The sequence below is a fragment of the candidate division KSB1 bacterium genome (assembly GCA_034506255.1).
Taxonomy (GTDB): domain Bacteria; phylum Zhuqueibacterota; class Zhuqueibacteria; order Zhuqueibacterales; family Zhuqueibacteraceae; genus Coneutiohabitans; species Coneutiohabitans thermophilus.
Genome location: JAPDPX010000011.1, coordinates 134,294 through 153,921, shown reverse-complemented (window position 1 = coordinate 153,921; position 19,628 = coordinate 134,294). Strand labels below are relative to the sequence as shown.

17 protein-coding genes, 2 pseudogenes and 1 riboswitch are annotated in these 19,628 nt (G+C 58.3%); of the genes and pseudogenes, 2 read left to right on the top strand and 17 right to left on the bottom strand.

Annotated elements, in window-relative coordinates:
• Nucleotides 1-106: 106 nt before the first annotated feature.
• Together ONB52_20350 and ONB52_20345 are read left to right on the top strand one after the other, a co-directional pair.
• Nucleotides 107-757, top strand: coding sequence for a YeeE/YedE family protein (locus ONB52_20350; GenBank protein ID MDZ7418483.1), 651 nt, complete (start codon nucleotides 107-109; stop codon nucleotides 755-757).
• On the top strand, nucleotides 754-1,386 hold the full coding sequence (locus tag ONB52_20345) for a rhodanese-like domain-containing protein (protein MDZ7418482.1): 633 nt from the start codon (nucleotides 754-756) through the stop codon (nucleotides 1,384-1,386). Before ONB52_20350 ends, ONB52_20345 begins: the two co-directional genes overlap by 4 nt.
• 125 nt (nucleotides 1,387-1,511) lie before the next feature.
• Here ONB52_20345 and ONB52_20340 read toward each other — a convergent pair whose 3' ends face one another.
• The 17 genes and pseudogenes from ONB52_20340 to ONB52_20260 form a co-directional block, all read right to left on the bottom strand.
• Nucleotides 1,512-1,937: a ferritin-like domain-containing protein gene (locus ONB52_20340; GenBank protein MDZ7418481.1), complete on the bottom strand. Its 426-nt coding sequence runs from the start codon at nucleotides 1,935-1,937 to the stop codon at nucleotides 1,512-1,514.
• A 52-nt stretch (nucleotides 1,938-1,989) separates the two neighbouring features.
• Nucleotides 1,990-2,373, bottom strand: coding sequence for a DUF302 domain-containing protein (locus tag ONB52_20335; GenBank protein MDZ7418480.1), 384 nt, complete (start codon nucleotides 2,371-2,373; stop codon nucleotides 1,990-1,992).
• 530 nt (nucleotides 2,374-2,903) lie between these two features.
• Nucleotides 2,904-4,294 (bottom strand): annotated as a pseudogene (gene gltA, locus ONB52_20330) (NADPH-dependent glutamate synthase).
• A gap of 461 nt (nucleotides 4,295-4,755) precedes the next feature.
• Nucleotides 4,756-5,585 (bottom strand): annotated as a pseudogene (locus ONB52_20325) (sulfide/dihydroorotate dehydrogenase-like FAD/NAD-binding protein).
• A gap of 4 nt (nucleotides 5,586-5,589) precedes the next feature.
• On the bottom strand, nucleotides 5,590-6,069 hold the full coding sequence (locus ONB52_20320) for a hydrogenase iron-sulfur subunit (GenBank protein ID MDZ7418479.1): 480 nt from the start codon (nucleotides 6,067-6,069) through the stop codon (nucleotides 5,590-5,592).
• A gap of 1,636 nt (nucleotides 6,070-7,705) precedes the next feature.
• Nucleotides 7,706-9,610, bottom strand: a complete 1,905-nt coding sequence (locus ONB52_20315) for a T9SS type A sorting domain-containing protein (protein MDZ7418478.1) — start codon at nucleotides 9,608-9,610, stop codon at nucleotides 7,706-7,708.
• 102 nt (nucleotides 9,611-9,712) lie between these two features.
• A complete protein-coding gene (locus tag ONB52_20310; protein ID MDZ7418477.1) occupies nucleotides 9,713-10,525 on the bottom strand; it encodes a cobalamin-binding protein in 813 nt (270 codons plus the stop codon).
• A gap of 28 nt (nucleotides 10,526-10,553) precedes the next feature.
• On the bottom strand, nucleotides 10,554-12,770 hold the full coding sequence (locus ONB52_20305) for a TonB-dependent receptor (GenBank protein ID MDZ7418476.1): 2,217 nt from the start codon (nucleotides 12,768-12,770) through the stop codon (nucleotides 10,554-10,556).
• Between the two features lie 200 nt (nucleotides 12,771-12,970).
• A riboswitch (cobalamin riboswitch) is annotated at nucleotides 12,971-13,168 on the bottom strand.
• Between the two features lie 183 nt (nucleotides 13,169-13,351).
• Entirely contained in the window at nucleotides 13,352-13,765 is a 414-nt protein-coding gene (locus ONB52_20300; GenBank protein ID MDZ7418475.1) for a hypothetical protein, read from the bottom strand.
• Nucleotides 13,766-13,927: 162 nt separating this feature from the next.
• A complete protein-coding gene (locus tag ONB52_20295; protein MDZ7418474.1) occupies nucleotides 13,928-14,332 on the bottom strand; it encodes a hypothetical protein in 405 nt (134 codons plus the stop codon).
• Nucleotides 14,333-14,347: 15 nt separating this feature from the next.
• The gene (locus ONB52_20290) at nucleotides 14,348-14,512 is read right to left on the bottom strand and encodes a zinc ribbon domain-containing protein (GenBank protein ID MDZ7418473.1); all 165 of its coding nucleotides are present in this window, start codon (nucleotides 14,510-14,512) and stop codon (nucleotides 14,348-14,350) included.
• Nucleotides 14,513-14,603: 91 nt separating this feature from the next.
• Nucleotides 14,604-15,074 carry a YbaK/EbsC family protein gene (locus ONB52_20285; GenBank protein MDZ7418472.1) on the bottom strand — a complete coding sequence of 157 codons (471 nt, stop codon included), beginning with the start codon at nucleotides 15,072-15,074 and terminating at the stop codon, nucleotides 14,604-14,606.
• A 178-nt stretch (nucleotides 15,075-15,252) separates the two neighbouring features.
• Nucleotides 15,253-15,693, bottom strand: coding sequence for a CBS domain-containing protein (locus tag ONB52_20280; protein ID MDZ7418471.1), 441 nt, complete (start codon nucleotides 15,691-15,693; stop codon nucleotides 15,253-15,255).
• A gap of 49 nt (nucleotides 15,694-15,742) precedes the next feature.
• Entirely contained in the window at nucleotides 15,743-16,285 is a 543-nt protein-coding gene (locus ONB52_20275; GenBank protein ID MDZ7418470.1) for a T9SS type A sorting domain-containing protein, read from the bottom strand.
• Nucleotides 16,286-16,322: 37 nt separating this feature from the next.
• Nucleotides 16,323-16,748 (bottom strand): hypothetical protein, encoded by a 426-nt coding sequence (locus ONB52_20270; protein ID MDZ7418469.1) that lies wholly within the window; start codon nucleotides 16,746-16,748, stop codon nucleotides 16,323-16,325.
• Nucleotides 16,745-17,173 (bottom strand): beta-propeller domain-containing protein, encoded by a 429-nt coding sequence (locus ONB52_20265; GenBank protein MDZ7418468.1) that lies wholly within the window; start codon nucleotides 17,171-17,173, stop codon nucleotides 16,745-16,747. Before ONB52_20265 ends, ONB52_20270 begins: the two co-directional genes overlap by 4 nt.
• Before the next feature lie 388 nt (nucleotides 17,174-17,561).
• Nucleotides 17,562-19,622: a M1 family aminopeptidase gene (locus ONB52_20260; GenBank protein ID MDZ7418467.1), complete on the bottom strand. Its 2,061-nt coding sequence runs from the start codon at nucleotides 19,620-19,622 to the stop codon at nucleotides 17,562-17,564.
• Between the last annotated feature and the right edge of the window lie 6 nt (nucleotides 19,623-19,628).

Sequence of the window (19,628 nt, the reverse complement as noted above, 5' to 3'; positions counted from 1 at the left end):
AGGGCAAGACGCGCCGCGGGACACACCCGCCGTCTGCGAGACCACATGGGACTCCTCCTGGTGAATTTTGCGCAAAGATACGCAGCGATTCACCCAGAGGAAAGATGTGGTTCACCGAGGGGATACGTTCAGCGAGCAAACGAGTTTCGTCATCGCCTTCCTGCTCGGCATTCTCTTCGGCTTCACGCTGGAGCGTGCCGGTTTTGGCAGCAGCCGCAAGCTGGCGATGCAATTCTATTTTCGCGACATGACCGTGCTCAAAGTCATGTTCACCGCCATTGTGGTGGCCATGCTGGGTCTGCTGTATCTCAACTGGATGGAAGTGCTCGATCTCACGCAGGTGTCGCTCAACCCCACCTTCTTGTGGCCGCAGATCATGGGCGGCGCCATCATGGGCATTGGCTTTGTCATCGGCGGCTATTGCCCGGGCACCTCGCTGGTGGCCAGTGCCACCGGCAAGCTCGATGGCATGCTTTACGTCGCCGGCGCGCTGTTCGGCATGCTGGTCTATGGCCTGGCCTATCCCGCCTTTCAGGGTTTCGCGGAAAGCGGCAGCCTCGGCGAAGTCACGCTGAGTGACTGGCTCAATCTCCGTCCCGGCGTGGTGGCGTTCTTGGTGGTGTTGATGGCGCTGGGCATGTTCTATGGCGCGGAATGGCTCGAAAGAAAATTTCAAGCCAAACCGGCCGCCACCGCCAGCCGCAACCAGCACCCGGAGCTTCCCGCAGCCGCCTTGCAATTGGAGCAAACCATATGAACTGGCACACTCTTCTCGATCGCCGCTTCGGCGCCGCTTTATTGATCATTCTCGGCGGTCTGCTGGCGCTCTCACCTGCGGGTTTGCGCACCGCCACTGCGGTCTCGCCGCAGCAGTTGGCTGAGGCAATCATCAATGAACAGGATCATCTCACCGCGGAAGAGCTCGCCGCCTGGCTGATCGACAAAAAACCGGATTTGCTGGTGGTGGACATACGCCCGGCGGAGGACTACGCGCAGTATCACATCCCCGGCGCGGTGCATATTCCCTTCCTCCGACTGTTCGAAGCCGAGGCACTGCAGCAGATGTCAGGTGACAAAACGGTGGTGCTTTATTCCAACGGCGGGACGCATGCCGCGCAGGCGTGGGTCTTGCTCAAACAGCTGGGAATCACCACCTACGTCCTGCTGGGAGGATTGAATTATTGGACGGAAGCCATCTTGAACCCCGCACCGCCGGGCGAGGCCGTGGCTGATGCCGAGATTCTCAAATACGAATTTCGCAAGGGCGCTGCCGGCTATTTCGGCGGCGGCGGCATGGCACCGGCCCCGCGTGATTCCACCGCCGGCGCGCGGCCCAAAGTCTCGCTGCCTCCCGCCCAGAAGAAAAAAGCCCGGGCGGGTTGTTGAGGCGACCGGCGGAAAACCATCCGCAGCAGGGAGAGCGTGCCCGCGGTCACCATCCGGTGCCCGGTCCGGATGGCACGCAAATTTGCAGCGGATGGTTTGCGGTTGCCGGCCACACCACTCTCTGCTCACAACGGCCAGTCGCGCAGGATGCGCTCGGTTTCCTCGGAATGCCCGCTTTCATCCCGCACCATGTCTTCAAGCTGCACCACGAGTCCCTTGTCCCCGAACTCTTCGGCTTCGCGTGCGCGCTGGGTGTAATCCCTGGTGGCACGGCGTTCGGCAGCCAAAACCGCCTCCAGCATCTCGCGATTGTTGTGCGCTGCCGGCACCGGCCGTGGTGTGGTCGTCGGTTCGCCGCCGAGCGCCACGATCTTGTTGGCGAGAAACTGGGCGTGCAGTTGTTCGTCGGCAATCTCCGTGGTGAAAAATTGCGACAGTTGCGGCCGGAACGGCCCGCTCGCCTTGGCGGCATAGGTAAGATATTGAATGATGGCACCCAATTCTCCTGCCAGGTCCTCATTCAAGCGGGCGATCAAGGTCTGCTTGTCCATGCCTGCCTCCAAATTAAAGGACCGGGCAGCCGCATGCCGGCCCGGTCACGATTCACACATTTTGAATGATTTTCTCGAGCTTGCGGCGCACTTCTTCTGCTATGCGGCCGAGCTGTTCATTGCGCACCGCCGCCATCGAAGCCACCGGATCCACCGCCGCCACCTCGACACCGCCGCCCTTCTCCTGCACGATGACATTGCACGGCAGCATGGTGCCGATGTGTTCCTCCGCCTGCAGCGCCTGATATGCAAAGGGCGGATTGCAGGCGCCGAGAATTTTGTAGCGTCTGAAATCGACATCGAGCTTTTTCTTCAAAGTCTCCCTTACGTCGATTTCGGTGAGGATGCCGAAGCCCTCCTTTTGGAGTTCCTCGGTCACCCGCGCGATGGCCTCGTCAAAACCCAGGCGCGTTTGCTTGGCGAAATAGTAGCTCATCTCGTGCACTCCATTTGGTGAATGGTTCCTAGCAAGGACAGAAACGGCAGTCAAGTATGAAAACCTTCTGCAAAATCAAAATTCCCTCCGCGAGACAAACCCGCCGGGGCGACATATGCCCCCGCATCTTGCTACACGAAATGGTTCTGCGTGAGACTTCACTTTCATGGGAGAATTATCGTGTTTGATCCCGAAGTCGCCATTCCCTCCCGCCCCGCCGGGGTGCAGTACTGCTTGCCATCAGATGACTGCCCTGCCTTTTGTCAGCGCGCCTCGCAGGCCAGACAGTGTGAGCACCAATCTCTGCACGCGCCGGCTCTAGCGTGACACTTCGCCTTCCCCACGCTGTTTTTCGGCCGGAGTGGAATGTTTGCGACGATCCACGCCGCACGCTCTCGACATTCAGGTCGGCACACCGAGTTTGGGCAAAATCACCAACTGCAGCAGCAGATAAACGATGAGGAACAACAGCAGACTCAAAAAATCCATCAGACATCCTTTCGCCAAGAGGAGATGGCCTTCTGCGGGACTCAGCGCAGATACTCGTGAATGGCTTTGGCCGCTTTCTTGCCGGCGCCCATCGCCAGGATGACGGTGGCGCCGCCGGTGGCAACATCGCCGCCCGCAAACACGCCCGGCTTGCTGGTGGCGCCGGTTTCCGGATCGATGGTGATGATGCCATGCTTGCCTGTCTTCAATCCCGGCGTGGTGCGGGGAATGAGCGGATTGGGGCCCTGACCGATGGCCACGACCACGGTATCGACAGCAAGCGAATAATTCGAATTTTTGATCGGCACCGGCCGGCGGCGGCCGGAGTCATCAGGTTCGCCGGGTTGCATTTTGATCAATTCGATATGAGAAACCCAGCCCCTGCTGTCGCCGTGCACGGCCACCGGGGCCTCCAAAAGGCGAAATGCAATGCCCTCCTCTTCGGCGTGATGCATCTCCTCCGTGCGCGCCGGCAGCTCGGTGCGCGAGCGGCGATGGATCAAATACGCATGTTCCGCGCCCGTGCGCCTGGCAGTGCGCACCGCATCCCTGGCAGTGTTGCCGCCGCCGATCACCGCCACCGCCCTGCCCACTTTGATGGGCGTGTCCCATTCCGGAAAGCGATAGGCACGCATGAGGTTCAGGCGCGTGAGAAATTCATGCACCGAGTAAACCCCGTTGAGATTCTCGCCGGGCACGTTCATGAAATAGGGCAAACCCGCGCCCGTGCCGATGAACACAGCGTCATAACGTCCCAGCAACTCATCCACCAATTCCGTGCGGCCGACAACATGATTGGTGCGAAACTCCACTCCCAGCGCGGCGAGCTGATCGACCTCCGCCTGCAAGATCGCCTTCGGCAGACGAAATTCGGGTATGCCATAGACCAGCACTCCGCCCGGCTTGTGCAACGCTTCGAACACCATCACGCGATAGCCGAGCTGGATCAATTCGCCGGCCACGGTGAGACCCGCCGGGCCGCCACCGACCACCGCGACCGCCATGCTCTTCCTGTCTGCAACCCGGATCGCAGGCAGGCCATTGCTTTGCTCTCGAACGTAGTCCGTCACAAAACGTTCGAGGCGGCCGATGGCGAGGGCTGATACTTCCTGCCCATCAGGCAAGCCAGCTCGCATTGGTTCTCCTGCGGGCAAACGCGGCCGCACACTGCGGGCAGGGCGTTCTTGCTGCGAATGATTGCCGCGGCAGTCAGGAAGTCACCTTGCGCAACCCGGTCAACAAACGCCGGTATGTCGATCCCCACCGGACAGCCGGCGATGCAAACCGGCTTCTTGCACTACAGGCAGCGCCGGGCTTCGCGCACCGCCTGATCGTCGCTGTAGCCGAGTGCGACTTCCTCAAAGTTGTGGAGGCGGCGCTGCGGCGCCTGCTCGGGCATCGGTGTTCTCGCGGGAATGATCGTCTTTGCCATGACGCCTGCCACGGGAGATTATTTGACCAAAAGCATTTTGATTCATTGGCAAAAAGTTCCGCTCTTCATGCTGACGACGTAAACCCCGCTCGGCAAATCGCGGGCCTCACAGGCCAGCGCATGCGCACCGGCCTCAGCTCACCCTCCACCACCGCCGCCTCCCTGCCCAACACATCGAAAACCTTCACTGTGACCTGTTCCCGCCGTGGAATTGCGAACCGTATCCCGGTCGCCGGGTTGAAGGGATTGGTCACTTGGAAATTGATTCGTTGCAAAAAAAAGCAAGGATTTTTCCAACAGATAGAAAAACCCGTCGAATAAAATCTTTTTGGCTGTGGCTCGTCCACATGGGGTTAGTTCCGGGAGAGTCGGTACTTTTCCGCCGGCACCCCGGCAAGACGCTTGGTTGCAAAAAGCACAGAAAATTCCCGACAATCATGCCAGACCATCCCTGCCCGCTCTCACCATCTGCCTGCTTCGCAACGCTGCAGGATGATGCGCTCTTCACTGCGATACATGCCCTGCCGCCGCACCAGCTCGTCAAAATCCACCTGATGGGCATCGAAATCCGGGCCGTCGACACAGGCAAACTGGACTTTGCCGCCAACCGTCACGCGGCAGCCGCCGCACATGCCGGTGCCATCCACCATGATGGGATTCAAGCTCACGACGGTGGGGATGCGAAACGGCCGGGGCCATCCGCCACCGCACGCATCATCGGCACCGGGCCGATGCAAAAAACGCGGTCGATATGCTCGCCCCGCTGCAGCATCTCCTGCAGCGGTTTGCTCACCAGGCCGTGAACGCCGTAACTGCCATCATCGGTGGTGATGAGGAGGCGGGACGCGGCCGCCCGCATCTCTTCTTCGAGAATGAGCAAGGCACGCGTGCGCGCGCCAATGATGGCCGTCACGGGATTGCCGGCAGCACGCAGGACCCTGACCACGGGATAAATCTCCGCACCCCCCACGCCGCCGGCCAGACACACACAATGGCCAAAATTTGCGATCTGGGTTGGCTCACCGAGTGGGCCGCAAACATCCGGCAGCAAATCTCCCGCTCGCTTTTGACCCAGCAGGCGTGTCGTCCAGCCCACCTCCTGCACGATCAGCGTGATCGTGCCGCGCCCGACATCCGCATCGGCGATGGTGCTGGGAATGCGCTCGCCCTGCTCGTGCACGCGCAGGATGACGAATTGCCCGGCCTGGCGGTGTCGCGCAATCTCCGGCGCCACGACTTCAAGACGTTTGATCCCCGGCGCCAGGCTTTGCACCTGCAGAATTTTATACATGCCCTTATCCGCAATAAGCGAGATTTCTGCCCAGTTCTTTAAAGAGCTGCAACGGCGGCAACTGTTGCAAGCCCAACATCATCTCATTCACGGTCTGCAGAAACTTGTGTTCCTCCGCGGTCGAAATCCACTCCAGCCGCAAGCGGCTGGCTTCGATGTCATAGCCTGCCAACGCCCGGTACAATTCTGCCACATGCTGGCGGATTTCATTTTCGTCATGTCCACACGGACATTGCGGGCTGGCCGCCAGCAAAACGCCCTCCGCACCGAAGCGCAGGGCTTTGAAAATTTCGCGCGCGTGCACCTGTGAGATGCACTCCACCGCGATGCCGGTAAAACCGGCCGGCAGCTTTCGTCGCGCGGGGTTGGAGACGTCATAAAACACCTGGGACCCATTCATACACAGGAAACCCACCAGGCGTGGCTGCTGGTTGCGAGGCGCACGATTCGGCCCTTCTGCCGGCTTTTCTGGAGACGTCTTCATCACGTGCTCCGGTTGGTCACCACCTTTGCCGCCGCCAATCAGGCGGCGCCCGAACAGTTTTTCAAACCCTGCAGATCATTTGGATCATCCGAATTTTGCGTACATTTTGCGACAACAAGATGAAAAGAATCGCAAAATCAGTTCCGTGCCTTCTCTGCTGAGAGTCACTTGCCCTAACGTGATAGCGAACGGCCCAACCCCGCCAGGGGTGAAATGTTTAGAGTAATTGTCAACACCTCCAACTTCAAACTCCTTAAGGAGTGACATGTAACGGCGTTTGCATTCAATTCAAGATGAGATCAATGAGGAGGCACGATACACATGTCACCCCGATGGGGTTTCATTTGGGCGAACGGCACTTAGCTATAACCATCTCACTCCTGTCGGAGTTCATCAGATGCAAAGAACAGTCATGTGGCCATGTACGCTTGAGTCGGATGATCTCTCATTTTCAATCTCAAACAATATGCCGAAAACAGGGGTGGCGCGCGACAATCGCACGGTTTTTAAGTCTGTATATTTCTATGAGGATCGCCGGCTCAAATCGCCGCGTGCAAAAAGTCGCCTGTCTGCGCTTTGCAAATTTGGGAAATAAAGAGGGGGGCTTTCGCACTCTTGCGAAGAGGTGATGGCGGCAGAAACAGTTGGTCACTCCGGCGTTGTAACGCGGATGCATGAGAAGGCTTCAAGGCAAGGCAGTGCATCACAGGGCTTTGTCATCGTATTTTGATCGTCAACTTTCATCAGGCGGCAAAGCCTCCACAGTTCCCCCCTGAATTTTGCCTGCGGGCTTGCTGTCGCCCGGAAGAAATGACGTGTTCGCAATGTGCCGACAATTATTCCGTTCGAAGTCAAGCAAGACTTTTTTCGAATGTCGAACGGTCCTGACTTCGAAATTCGCCCGTTTACCAAAAGCGTCACGGCTTCCCTCCCACGAAAATGGACTGCCACGAAATGATTTTTTCCGTGGGATTTCTGCTTTCGTGGGCGGATTGTTTGTGTGTGATCCTGACACTGAGGGTTGAATCACCGTTGTGCTGCCTGAATTTTGCATGCTGGCTTGCTTTTCGCCGGAATCAATGTCGTGTTCATAAAACTCCGTGAGGAGTGAACTGTTTGTAGATATGGGCATCCTGCCTGTCCTTAAACTCCGCTGGGAGTTGGCCTGTAGAATTTTCCATGATCTGGCGCGGTTTTTTGAGGAGAACCAGGCAGGTCATTCCTGACGGAGTTGTGAGAAATGCAATATACAGCTTCACTAAAAAGTTCAGCCGTGGAGGAGTCGACCGCACGTTTGTCGGAAAAATTTTTTATGCCACACCCCCTGGGTGGTTGGCGCTCGCGATCAAAGCGGCGTTTCTCGCGGAAGAGATCAATCTGGGTGCAAAATTCAGGTATGAACAGGGCGTCCCGGGCGGAACAGCCGGTTGTCCCCCGCTCTCCTCTCGAGGCAGCACCACGAGACGGCGCCAGTGCAGTCAGGATGACTGCACTGGCGCCGCTCCCCCCAGCACCGAGGCAATACCGAAAGGGGTTCGCGGTTCCGTGCGTGAGAATTTCCACTTTCGTAAGAAGCTGTGTGCCGGCTCGTGATGCGCGGCTTATGAGCATTGCCTTGCCGGCAAAGAACGACCCGCTAGCGCAGCAGAGTAAGGCGTCTGGCCTGGCGAAGATTACCGGCCTTCATTTCACACAAATAAATTCCGCTGGCGGCGTTTTGGGCGTGCATATCTTTGCCGTCCCATTGTACGGCGTGGTTGCCGGCCACATACTCCCCATCCACCAGCTCGCGCACCAACCGGCCGCTCAGGTTGAAGATTCGAATTTGCACCCGCGCTTTGCGCATCACGCGGAAGGCAATCGTGGTCGCCGGATTGAATGGGTTGGGATAATTGGGGAGAAGCGCAAAGCTGTTCGGCTGCGCACCCGCAGGCTCAGCCACCGCGGTGGGCTGCCCCGGCATGCTGTTGACCGCCACCACTGCGTCCAAATCAAAATCGCCGTTGAATGGACCTTCTTTTTTCAGATTGCCGAGATCGGTGAGTTTGACGAATTTTGCGAACGGCAGCCCGATGTCCGCCAGGTCAAAGGAATTGCCGCCAGAGACGCGCGGATCGGTCGGGTTTTGGTTGTCCTTTGTCGGCGTCACGCCGGCGAACCCGGCGAACGTGGTTGTATCCCACGGGAACTCAACCCAATTCCAGCCATCCATGCTCACGGCAACGAACGCGGCTTCAATAAACGGCTGGGTGGTATCGCCCGCAATGTAGAAAGAATTTTCAAAAACGGTGAAATCCACGCCGGCACCATCAACAATGTAGTTGTCGGTAAAATCCAGGATGATCTCGCCGCCGTTTCCCAAAGAGAGCAGTTCCTGCGGTTTGGCGCTGGGGTTGGCGGGGGTGAGGGTGGGATCCGGATCCGGCGGACCCAGCACGTTATCCGGGAAAAAATTTTGGCCGAAGCCGGCGCCCGGCCCGGGCTTGAAGGAGACCACCGCATCGGCCCAGGGGTCGGAGGCGGTAATCGGTTCGAGCACGGCCATATGCTGCACGCCATCCCCAAAACCGAAGGTATTCAAAACCGCACCACTGTCGGCCTGCAAAAGCTGCACGGTGTCGTCGGAAAAATTGCCGACGTAAAGAGCGCCGGCCGGGGCATCGAAGAACACGCTCATCGCGCCCTTTCCAACCAACACCGGGTTGGAGGCGTTGTGTGAGACCTGCAACGTGAAGGCGTCATATGAGTAGAGAAAGCCGTTGCGGCTGTCGCCGAAATCCGGCAGCCAGGCCACCCCCTCGGTCGTAATCGCGATGTCGCCGGGCGTGCCGCCGATTTGGACGGTATCCACCACCAGCGGTGTATAGTCGGAATCGCCGAACGGATCGATGACGGCGACACTGCCGCTGACGCCGGCATAATTCCCGGTGCAGACCACGTGAATGTTGCCATCGGGCGCGACGGCCAAATCCTGGGGATTCAGCGGCACGCTGAGCGTCTTGGTTACCTGATCGGTGCGGATGTCGATGACCGAAACGGTGGAGGGGCTGTAATCCGGGTAGCCGCCGGTGTTGGTGACATAGGCCGTGTTGTTGACCACCAAAATGCCCTGCGGGCCCTCGCCGACCGGGATGGTCTTCAATTCATGGCCGGTGGTCAAGTCAATGACCGAGACATTATTCGCCAGCAGATTGGTGACGTACACTTTGTTGCTGCCGACAAAAGCCATGTCCCAGGGATTGCTGCCTTCCGCCAGGGCAATGGTCCCGAGCACGGCATCGGTGCGGCCATCAATGATCGTGAGGCCGGGCGGCGTGGAATTGACCACGTAGATTTTATCGCCATGCGCATAAACCCGGCTGGGAATATCGCCAACAACCACGACATTGTTGGTGATTTCCGCGGTTTCCAGATTCATTTTCGACAGGGTCCGCCCCAGGCCGTTGAGCACGTAAAGCGTCCTGGGCGTGTTCTGCGCCCAAGCGGCGGGAATGCCAATGCAGAGTGTCCAGGCCATCACGGCGAGGGCTGCTTTTCTCATGATGCTCTCCTTTGCTTGGTTCGTGTTTGCCCGGCAACGTCAGCGTTCGGGCGGTTGTGAGTAAAGCGATGGGACCGTGGCTGATTGGGTGGAGCTTCTGCCTCAATGCGCCGAGGCTTTCATTTTTTGCCAGCGCGAGATGATTTGGAACAATTGTGCGACGCCGTCGGTGAGAGCGGCGGGGCCGGGCTGAAGAATATCCGCCGATTTGATCTCGAATAATTGTCCCTCCCGCACGGCGGGAATCTCATGCCACCCGGGCCGGCCCGCCACTTTTTCCGGGCGAAATTTTTTGCCGCACCACGAGCCGATGATGATGTCGGGCTTTCTCCGAATCACTTCGGCAGGGTCGCTGATGATGCGCTCGCGGGCAGCGGGTTGTCGCGACAATTCCGGAAAACACTCCCGGCCGCCGGCGATCTCGATCAGCTCGGCCACCCAGCGAATGCCCGTGATCATCGGCGCCTCCCACTCTTCGAAATAAACCACCGGCCGGTGCGGAAAGCGATCCGCCTGCTGGCGGAGGCCGGCGAGATTTGCTTCGAGTTGCCTGACCAGTTTTTCCCCGCGCGCGGGCGCACCCACCAGGGCGCTCACCATCAAAATCATGCTCAAAATTTCCGCGACCGAGCGTTGATTGAAAATCAGGACGGGGACGCCATGCTTGATCAAACTGGCAGCAATGTCAGCCTGCAGATCGGAAAACCCGAAGACCAAATCCGGCCGCAGCTCCAGAATACGGTCGATTTTTGCGCTGGTGAAGGACGATACTTTGGGTTTTTCCCGGCGGGCGCGCGGCGGTCGTACGGTAAAGCCCGAGATGCCGACGATTCTTTTTTCCTCGCCGAGCAGATAGAGGGTTTCGGTGGTCTCTTCCGTCAGACAAACAATGCGGCTGGGATATTGTACTGGCATATGGCACCGGGTTGGAGATGATCGGCGTTCAGTAAACGAGTTCCACTTCCACCCGCCAGTGGCGGCCGGGCAGCGGCGCGCGTTCGACGATTTCATAGGCGGCATCAAAAAGGTTGAAAACCGAAGCTTTGCAATTCACCTCGAGTTTTTGCCACTCCTGTTTGAACAGCAGCGTCGCATCATCCACGTCATAAGCCGGCAGGCTCACCGTGTTCGCCGGGGTGACGAAACGCGGTCCGACCAGGCGCTTGTGGTAAGTCAAAACGATTTTTTTGAGATGCATCTCCAGCCCGGCTTTGGTGGAATGTTCGGGGCGGTAGGTCAGCCGCTTGCCATGAGTCGTGCGCCGGCCGCTTTTGTCCACCGCGTGCAGGATGACCTGACTGAGGTTCAGCGCGAGGCGATTTTGCCAGGTTTGCCAGGAGGCCTCCCACTCCCAGCCTTGCAAAAGCGCGGCGGTGTTGGAAGGCTGCCATGTGGCGAAAGAGCCCAACTCCCAGACGATGAGATTTTCAAGTTCGTGTCGAAAGCAGCCCCCGGACAGATCGAGCCGGCCCAGCCAGGGCAATCCCAGTTGCAGGCCGGCATCCACATCCCGGCTTTTTTCCGGCAGCAAATTGGCATTGCCGCGCACGCGAAAATCCTGATAGAAAAGATCGGCAAAAGTCGGTGCGCGAAATGATGCTCCCCAATTGGCGCGGAAGCTCACCAGCCAGCGCCGATTTCGGGAAATCAGCAGCCCGAGGTTGGGGCTGGTTTGGCGGTCGTTCCGCGTCCGTGCGCCATTCCTGAAGGAGATGAAATCAAAACGCACAGCCGGGGTCAAGGTCAGGCGGGTCAAAAATTCCGGTTTGGGCAATTGCCATTCGCTGCGCAACGCCATGCTGCCGGCCAGGTTGCTGGTTTGCCGGATCGGGCCGGGAGAACCAAAAAGTAGATCCTCATCCTTGAAATCATCCCTTTGCAGGGAGGTTTGAAGGAAAATGGCCTGTCCCTGGCCGAATCGCAGGGTGGTCTCGAAGGCAGCGCGGTGGGAGAGGATGCGGTACTTGGTGTGATACGGCGGAACCGTGCGAAACCGCAACGGCGCGTCCGGCGGCGGCGCATTGTGAAATTCGGTGGCGTTGAGGTGTTGTGACAATAGGAGTTGACCGTGCCAGGCGCGGCTCCGGAAATTGTAATGGCCGAGCAAAATGCGACGATCAGTCATCGCTTCGGCATAAGGCGTCCAGGCAAAGACCAGTCCGGGCAGACCGCGTTGCGAGCGATGCAAATGAGCGTGGAATTGGAAGGAATGCGGCGTGAGGTCGAGGCCGAGCCTGCCCGAATAATTGCGTGAAACAAAACCGGCGTTCAGGCGGGTTTCCTCAACCGTGGTGCCGTCCGGCCGCTGGTAAGCGTAGGGATAGTCCCCCTCTTCTGCGAGGTTTTCAAAACTGAAAAAAGCGTTGAGCCTGCGGAAATTTCCCGCCAGCGAAGATCGGATGCCCCGGGCGCCATATTCACCCAACTGGCCGCTCACCCGGATTTCATCCCGGGGCGTTTGCTGCGAACTGATTTCCACCACTCCGCCCAACGCGCCGCTGCCATGGCGGCTGCTGTGGCCGCCTTTCAACACCCGAATTTCTGCGACCCCGGCCAGGGGGATTTGATTCAAATCGACCTCGCCGGTCAGCGGATCGTTAAGCGGCACACCGTCGAGCAGCACCAATACTTGACTGGGATTGCTGCCGCGAATGGAGATTCTTTTGCGGCCACTGCCTCCCGCCTCCTCGCTGATGTCCACGCCGGGCATGGTGCGCAACAACTCAGCAACATTGCGGGCGCCGCTTTGTTGCATTTGCGCGGCGGTGATTTTATGCTGAAACGCGCTGAGGGCCGACTGGTCGGCTGCCGCCTCGATCACAATCTCATCGAGGGTGATGATTTTGGGTTGCAGTTTGAAATCGACGGTGGTGACGAAATCCTTTTGCACCACCACCCCCTGGCGGATTTGCGGTTCGTAGCCCACAAAACTCGCCTGCACGTCATACTCACCCGCAAACAAATTTTCGATCGCGAAATGGCCGCTGGCATCCGCGACCGCCCCCATGCCGGAAGGCAACACCCAAACGTGGGCGCCCGGCAACGGCTCTCCGCTGGCAGACAACACCCGGCCGGCGATTTTCACCGTTGTTTGCGCCGCCGCGACTTCAAGCGCGCCGAGTGCAAAAAGCAAGACTGTGGTGGTTGGGAATGATCGCATCACCGCTGGCATGCAGGGAAATTTTGGGAAGCGCAAGGGATGCTGCCGTGGAATGCCAGGAGGCAGAGGTGGGCTATAAAATAAAAAACCCAACCTCCGGGGAAAAGAAGTTGGGATGCCGGTTGGTCGGGAAGCCTGTCGCGTTCGCCCATGGAAAAAGCGGGCGGCGCGCTGGCCTCCATCTCAAGAGCTTCACTCTTCCCTCGAAGTATTCCACGGGCAGGTCTCCTGGCTTGCAGCTTCAAACCTACTCGTCGCGCCTTCCCACCCCGAACGGCAGGGCAGTGGCTTCGTGCGACTTTCGTAGCTGTTTACAGTTGCGGGGCAGCGCCGGTTTTTCACCGGCTTCCTATCCCAACCGGGATGGCGTTGGGATTACCCGTGTAAGCTGGCGACAATATAACCGAAAAAATCAAAAGCGCAAGGCCAAACATAAACTCCAGCGGATGGCAAAAGGCCCCGGGGAATGGCTGGCGGCACCGGAGCACCAGCCTCGCGCTCATGACCTGCAGGCACTTGTCTTCTCACGGCTTCTGTGTGCGAAAACACCTCCGGCAAAACTCGGGACCTTTGCCAAACTTTTACAGCAGCCGGTTGGCCACCAGGCGCAGGATTCGTGCGCGATGCCAATTCTCACGCAAGAGAATGCCCGCCAGCAACGGCGGCAGTGCCATGGTGAAGATGACCAGCAGGGCGCCGGCCAAAGTTGTGGCGCCCCAGGTGATGATCGGATAAAACGCGAAAATGAGCACGCCTTCCCATAACAGCAACCTGGCGCCAAGATGCTCCCAACGCCAGGCAATGGCGGCGGTGAGCAAAAAGATCAAGCCGGGAATGGCGAGGTGCAGCAGGACTTTTGCCGGCGGCACGCCGGCGCTGAAACCCGAACTCAATCCCAGCAACACCCACCAACCGGCCCACAGCACGGTCAGGCAGCGCGCGACCGTGCGCGTGTGGCGGGAGCGGTTTGCGAGGACTTCGACAAAGCTTGCCATGAGCGTCTCCTTCACCCCTCATCCAGGTGTGTTTGGGCGGTTCGCAAAAGGTGCGCGGTCCGCAGGAATGGCCCGGTGTTGCGTGCGATGCCGGGGGCATCGGTAATCGCACCCGACGCCACCGCCCGGCCGTTGCGCCGGCGGGGCAATCGCGCGCAACGCTCAATGATAGGGTGGGAAAACCCTCGGCAGCTCCGCTTCCTTCACGGAATCCGAGTCCAACACCCGCCGCGCTTCTTCGTTGGTCAACACCCAGATGGCATAGATGCCGAGCGCGGTGCCGAGCGGAATAATCACCAGGCAGAGAAAGCCGGTCACCAGCGCCAGGATTCGCGCCCAGGCACGTGGTTTCAGCAGGGCGAAGCCGGCCACCAGCGCGGGCAGCGCAATGATGACAAACATGAAGGAGATCACGCCGGTGAAGCCGCTGGTGCTGGAAAGTATGCTGATCTTTCCCACCACCGGCATATGGCCGGCGAGCGCCTGCCACTTGATCCATGCCACCACCAGCCCGAACAAGCCGAACAGCAGATAGAGCCCACCGAGCGTCCTGACGTGATTTTTCATAAGAGCACCCTCGTTTCAAGTCTTGCTGGAGGTTTTGGCGAAAAAGCTCGAGAGCATTTGCTCGACCTTTTTGCTTTTGCATTTCGGGCATTCCGGCTTTTTCTTGTCGTGCTCCTCCAGCCGCAGCACCTCGATGAATTGATGGCCACAGTCCTGGCAGCGGTATTCATAGGTCGGCATGACAGCCACCTCCTTTCCATGGGTAGAGAACATGATCCGGGATTACCCGGGGAATGGTGATTGGCCGCCGCCCGACCATGGGCGGATGGGATCAGTGGGCGACGGTAAAATCCAGCACCCGGGGATGCACCAGTTTGTCATAATCCTGATAGAGCAGCCGCATGACCTCCTCGTGTGTGCCGGCGTTGAAGGTGATCATGTGATCCTGCGTGAGTTTATGGCTGACATAAACCGGCAAATCATAGAAGTTGCCAAAGGGTGGCATGGCGCCCGGCTCGCAATCCTCGCAGACATGCGCCACTTCACTTTCCGTGGCGATGCGGACCTCGCCGGCCTTGAGCGCCTGGCGCACCTTCTCCAGATCGATGTGATCATTGGCGGACAAAACGAACATGCAGTATTTGTGGTCGACGGCCACGATGACGGTTTTGGCGAACAGACGGCCGGGCGTGTGCGTGTGGGCGGCGGTTTCCTGCGCGGTAAAATCCCGGCGGTGGTGAATAATTTCATAAGGAATGCGCTGCGCATCGAGATGCGCTTTCAAGGTTTGCAACGTCGGCATGGCGATGCTCCTTTCTGAGTGTTGGGCTTCCGCAAAAATTTATTCCGGCGCCGCAGGCGGTGCGGGGTTCCGGAGCCTCGGACGATCTTCAGAAAGCGACCCCGCCACAACCTGCAGCGTGCCATTTGTCAACTGCCACCAGCCGCATGCTTCCTGCGCCCGCCTCCCGCTGGCAGGGTCAATCCCCTCCCGGGGCATCCGCGCCGAGATAGGCGTTCAGGCCCTCCAGCTCGTGGGAGAGATGCTCGACGATGTGCCGCATGAGATGGCGAACCGAGAGCATGCCCTGCAGTTTGCCGAGATGATCAGTAATGGGCAGGTGGCGAAGATTCCTCTCCGTCATGAATTCGAAGGCATCGCTGGCTTCCATTTCCTGGGGCGCCACCACCGGGTCACGGGTCATTACTTTTTCCACGTGCGTCTCATGCGGATCACGGCCCGGTCGCACCACGCGCTGCATGAGATCGCGTTCAGTGAAAATACCCACCGGCCGGCCGGCTTGATCCACGACCGCCACCGCGCCGACGCCAACATCACACATCTTCTCCACGGCGGTTTGCACGGTGTCCGCGGGCGACACCACTACCGGCGGCACACGCGCGATGCGCAAGAGTTTCATAGGCTTTCCTTTCGTTGTTTGAATGCGAGACGGTGCAAGTCAACAGGTCTCAATGCAACAGGTTCATCTTCCTCGTTGCCACGAACTCCCCGGCGCGCAGGTGGCAGAAATAGACTCCGCTGGGATGCCCGCCGCTTCTCCAGTTCACTTGATAACGGCCGGCCGGCTGCCAGCCTTCCACCAAGCGGGCGACTTCCTGGCCGAGCATATTCAATATCACCAACTGCACCAGCGCTGCCTCGGGCAGATCATATTGAATCGTGCTGGCGGGATTGAATGGATTCGGATAGCTCGGATGCAGGACAAATGCCGGCGGCACGCCAGCATGCCGCTCTTCCTCCACCCATGGCTTGGCCAACGGCACCAGATCAACAAAACTGTCCTGGATGAAATAGGGTGACGCTGAGCCTTCTGTCCACAATCCCAAAATGCGTGTGCCACCAGCAATGCTGCGTGTGGTAAACGTCGGATATGAAGACGGCCCCGGCGTTGTGGCAAGAAGCCCGCTGCTGGCTTGACCAACCCAAGCATACTTGATTTCATTGTTGCCGCTGACATTTTCAACCCACAAGGCTACCGGCGCGTTGTTCACTGGTCCGCCGAGACAAGGATAGGTTGACGAGGCCGGGCTATTGCTGAGGTTTTGCGTGGCGCTCCACGAACTGCCGGTGCGCACGCGATAATAGATTTCGTAGTTGCCCGGCGTATTGTCGTGCCAGGTTGCATAAATGGGGTGCACTACACCGGGCCAAACGAGGATTGTCAAGATCGGAAACGTCATGGATGTAAATCGGAGCAATCGGGTGCTCGGTTTTGATATACAGATACGACTCATAGATCGCCATGTTTTTAACGAAATCATCGCTCAGCCGAAAAGTATTTTTGACAAAAGGCGAAGTTGGCGTGGAAATATCGACGATAGAGACAATCGCGCCCAATGAGCCGATGTAGGCATAATTCCCAGAAATCAAAATGCGCACGGCGAAAGTTTCCGGCAGATACAAGGCGGCAACGCGTTGTGGCCGAGCCGGATCGGAGATGTCAATGACTTTCAAATTGCCATCCGCAACAAAGGCAAAATTTCCTTTGGCTTGATATCATAAGCCAGGGACTGGCCCAAAAACACTTCACCCAGAATTTCCGGCTGGGCGGGATTTGAAAGATCAAACGCCTGAAAGAGACTGCCATTGCCGATGAAAGCATAATGCTCTCGCGCCGCCACGGCGGTGCACGTCCCCCACGGCCATAAGCCGATAAGCGTGAGGTTGCTGTCCAGCTGGGCAAAAACGTCCTTTTGCTCTCTGGCTTTGTCGATGATCCAGGGATATTCTGGCCTTGCCCGCTGGTCTCGCACAAACGGCGCACAACGCTGCGACCAAGGATCCGGCTCGAGCTGGGCAAAAACCGCGGAAAACGGCCATATGGCAAGGGCAACAATGCCCAGCACTTCAAACCCCAGGCTGCGGTTGATCGGCATCATAGGCAGATTAGTCAACCTAATTCAGAAAAAAATTCTGAAAGTTCTCGGCAGAATAATGATCTGAGATCACTCTGTCACGCCCTCATTCCGCCAAAAGTATTTGTGCCGTTCCAGGGCTTCAATTTTCAACAGGGGCAATTCTCAAAGGAGTTGCTTTTCGACAGGATAACGGGATTTGCAAGATTTCAGAGAAATCATGCAAGTCCTGTTATCCTGTCAAAGACAGAGGCTGCCGTGAAACGGCTCCAGTTTTCAGCTTGTCTGAAAACCTGGTCCAGAACCTCTTCTGCCAAAAAGTTGGCATGCGCTACAACCTTACGTGCCTTCTGCGTCAACGCATACGTCCGCATACTGCTTGTGCGCCGAATCGGGTGCAGTACACGACGCCCTACCGCAACAAAATCATCTTTCTCACCCGAACCTGTCCGCCCATCTTCAGGCGATACACGTACACGCCGCTGGCCACCTGGTTGCCTGCTTGATCTTTGCCGTCCCACGTCACGGCATGACTGCCCGCTGCCTGCACGGCCGTGGAGAAGGCATAGATCTTCTTGCCCTGCACATCATAAATTGCCAGTTCCACCGCGGCGGATTGCGGCAGCTCGTAGCGAATGACAGTGCTGGGGTTGAAGGGATTGGGATAGTTCTGCCACAGCTGGAACACCGGCGCACCTCCGGCCGGCGTTTCGATGTCCGTGAGCTGCACCCGGCGCGCCTCCTTCAACACCCAATTATCCGGATCGAGGCGCACGGCTGCCGGCGAGGCACGCAGCGGAAATTCGAATGTCTGCACCTGCAGTGAATCCCACACCGTGAAGCGCTCGGTGGTGCGATCCAGAAAAACGATTTCCACCTCGAGCGGCATCTTGTAGAGGTGGTCATATTCGGCGGAAACGCGCGACTGGGTTTGCTCGATCTTCATGAAGAGGGAGCTGCCGCCCGTGGACGAGAGGACGGCCGTGCCCCATTCATACACCGGATAATAGGGTTCGTAAATCCACTGCTGGAAGAACCAATCCAGCTCCCTGCCGCTGATCTTTTCGCAGAAATCGCGGAATTGCGGCGTGGCCGCCGTTTTGAATTTGAACGCCGGATCATTGGGATATTCCTGCAAAATCTTCATAAAGACCGAGTCGCCCAGGACACGGCGCAGCATGTGCAGCACCCAGCCCCCCTTGTCGTAGACCGTGCCGTGGAAAATGTACCAGGGATCGCGCGTGTCGTAGCGGTAGATGGGATCGCGCCCCCAATATGGCAGGGAAGGAAGCGCGAGATTTTGATAGTCATGGTAGGCCTTCATGCCCTTGGTGGCCTCGACCCACAAGGCTTCGCAGTAAGTCGCAAAGCCTTCGTTCAACCAGATGTCGCCCCAGTTCTGGCAGGTGACGAGATTGCCGAACCACTGATGCGCCAGTTCGTGCGCGTAGGTGTATTCCCAGTTGGTGCCGACCCCGCCAATGCTGGTCAAAGTTTGGTGCTCCATCGCGCCGCCCCACTCGAACACGGCATGGCCGTATTTCTCCCTGAGAAAAGGATATTCGCCGAAGAGGCCGGAATAGACGCGCAGCATCTCCGGTATTTTTTCAAAAGCGGTGCGCGCCGCGCTCAATTGCGCGGGATAAACATAGTAGACCAGCGGCAGGAATTTGCCGGGGGCGTATTCCCATTGTTCGGAGAAGGTGGCGTAGTTGGAAACCGCCAGGGAAACCAGGTAGGTGGTGATGGGATAGCTTTCCTTCCACACGAAGGTTTTGGTGCCATTGCCATTGTTGGTTTCCGCCACCAGCAGGCCATTGGAACCGACGAGCATGTTCTGCGGCACGGTGACCGCGACGCGCACCGAGTCCGCCTTGTCGTCGGGATCATCTTTGCAGGGCCACCAGGTGCGCGCCAAATAGGGCTCGCTCAACGTCGAGATCACGAGATCGCCGTAGGGATTCTTGTCGAAGCCGAATCCCTTGAGGCCGCCGGCGCGCGGCACGCCGGCATAGTGCACGGTGATCTGAAAGGTTTCTCCAGGATTGTAGGGCCGGTCGAGCTGCACGGTCAACATCCAATTGGCATGCGACCAATTGCTGACGTTGCCGGTGACTTGCAGGGATTGCCATGGCGTGAGATCTTCGCGCGAGTCGAAATCGAGCGTGATCGCCTGGAGATTGGCGGCCTGACTGCGAAACACGCCGGTCACCGTGCCCGCGAGATTGTAGGGCGCCGTCGACAAGACAAGATTCAGGTCATAGAACACGGCATCCCATTGTGCCGTCTGCGGATTCGCGGTCATCGGTGGTGCAAGCAGGCGCTTGGCCAGCGCCGCCTGCTCACTTTTGCGCGCCGCACGGCTGGTGCGATACTTTTGCCACAAATCGAGATCCGCAGTTTGCGGCAGGGCGGATTGCAACAGCACGAACACCAGCAGGCAGCTCACCCGTCTCGGGGGAAAATTTTTCATGTTGCT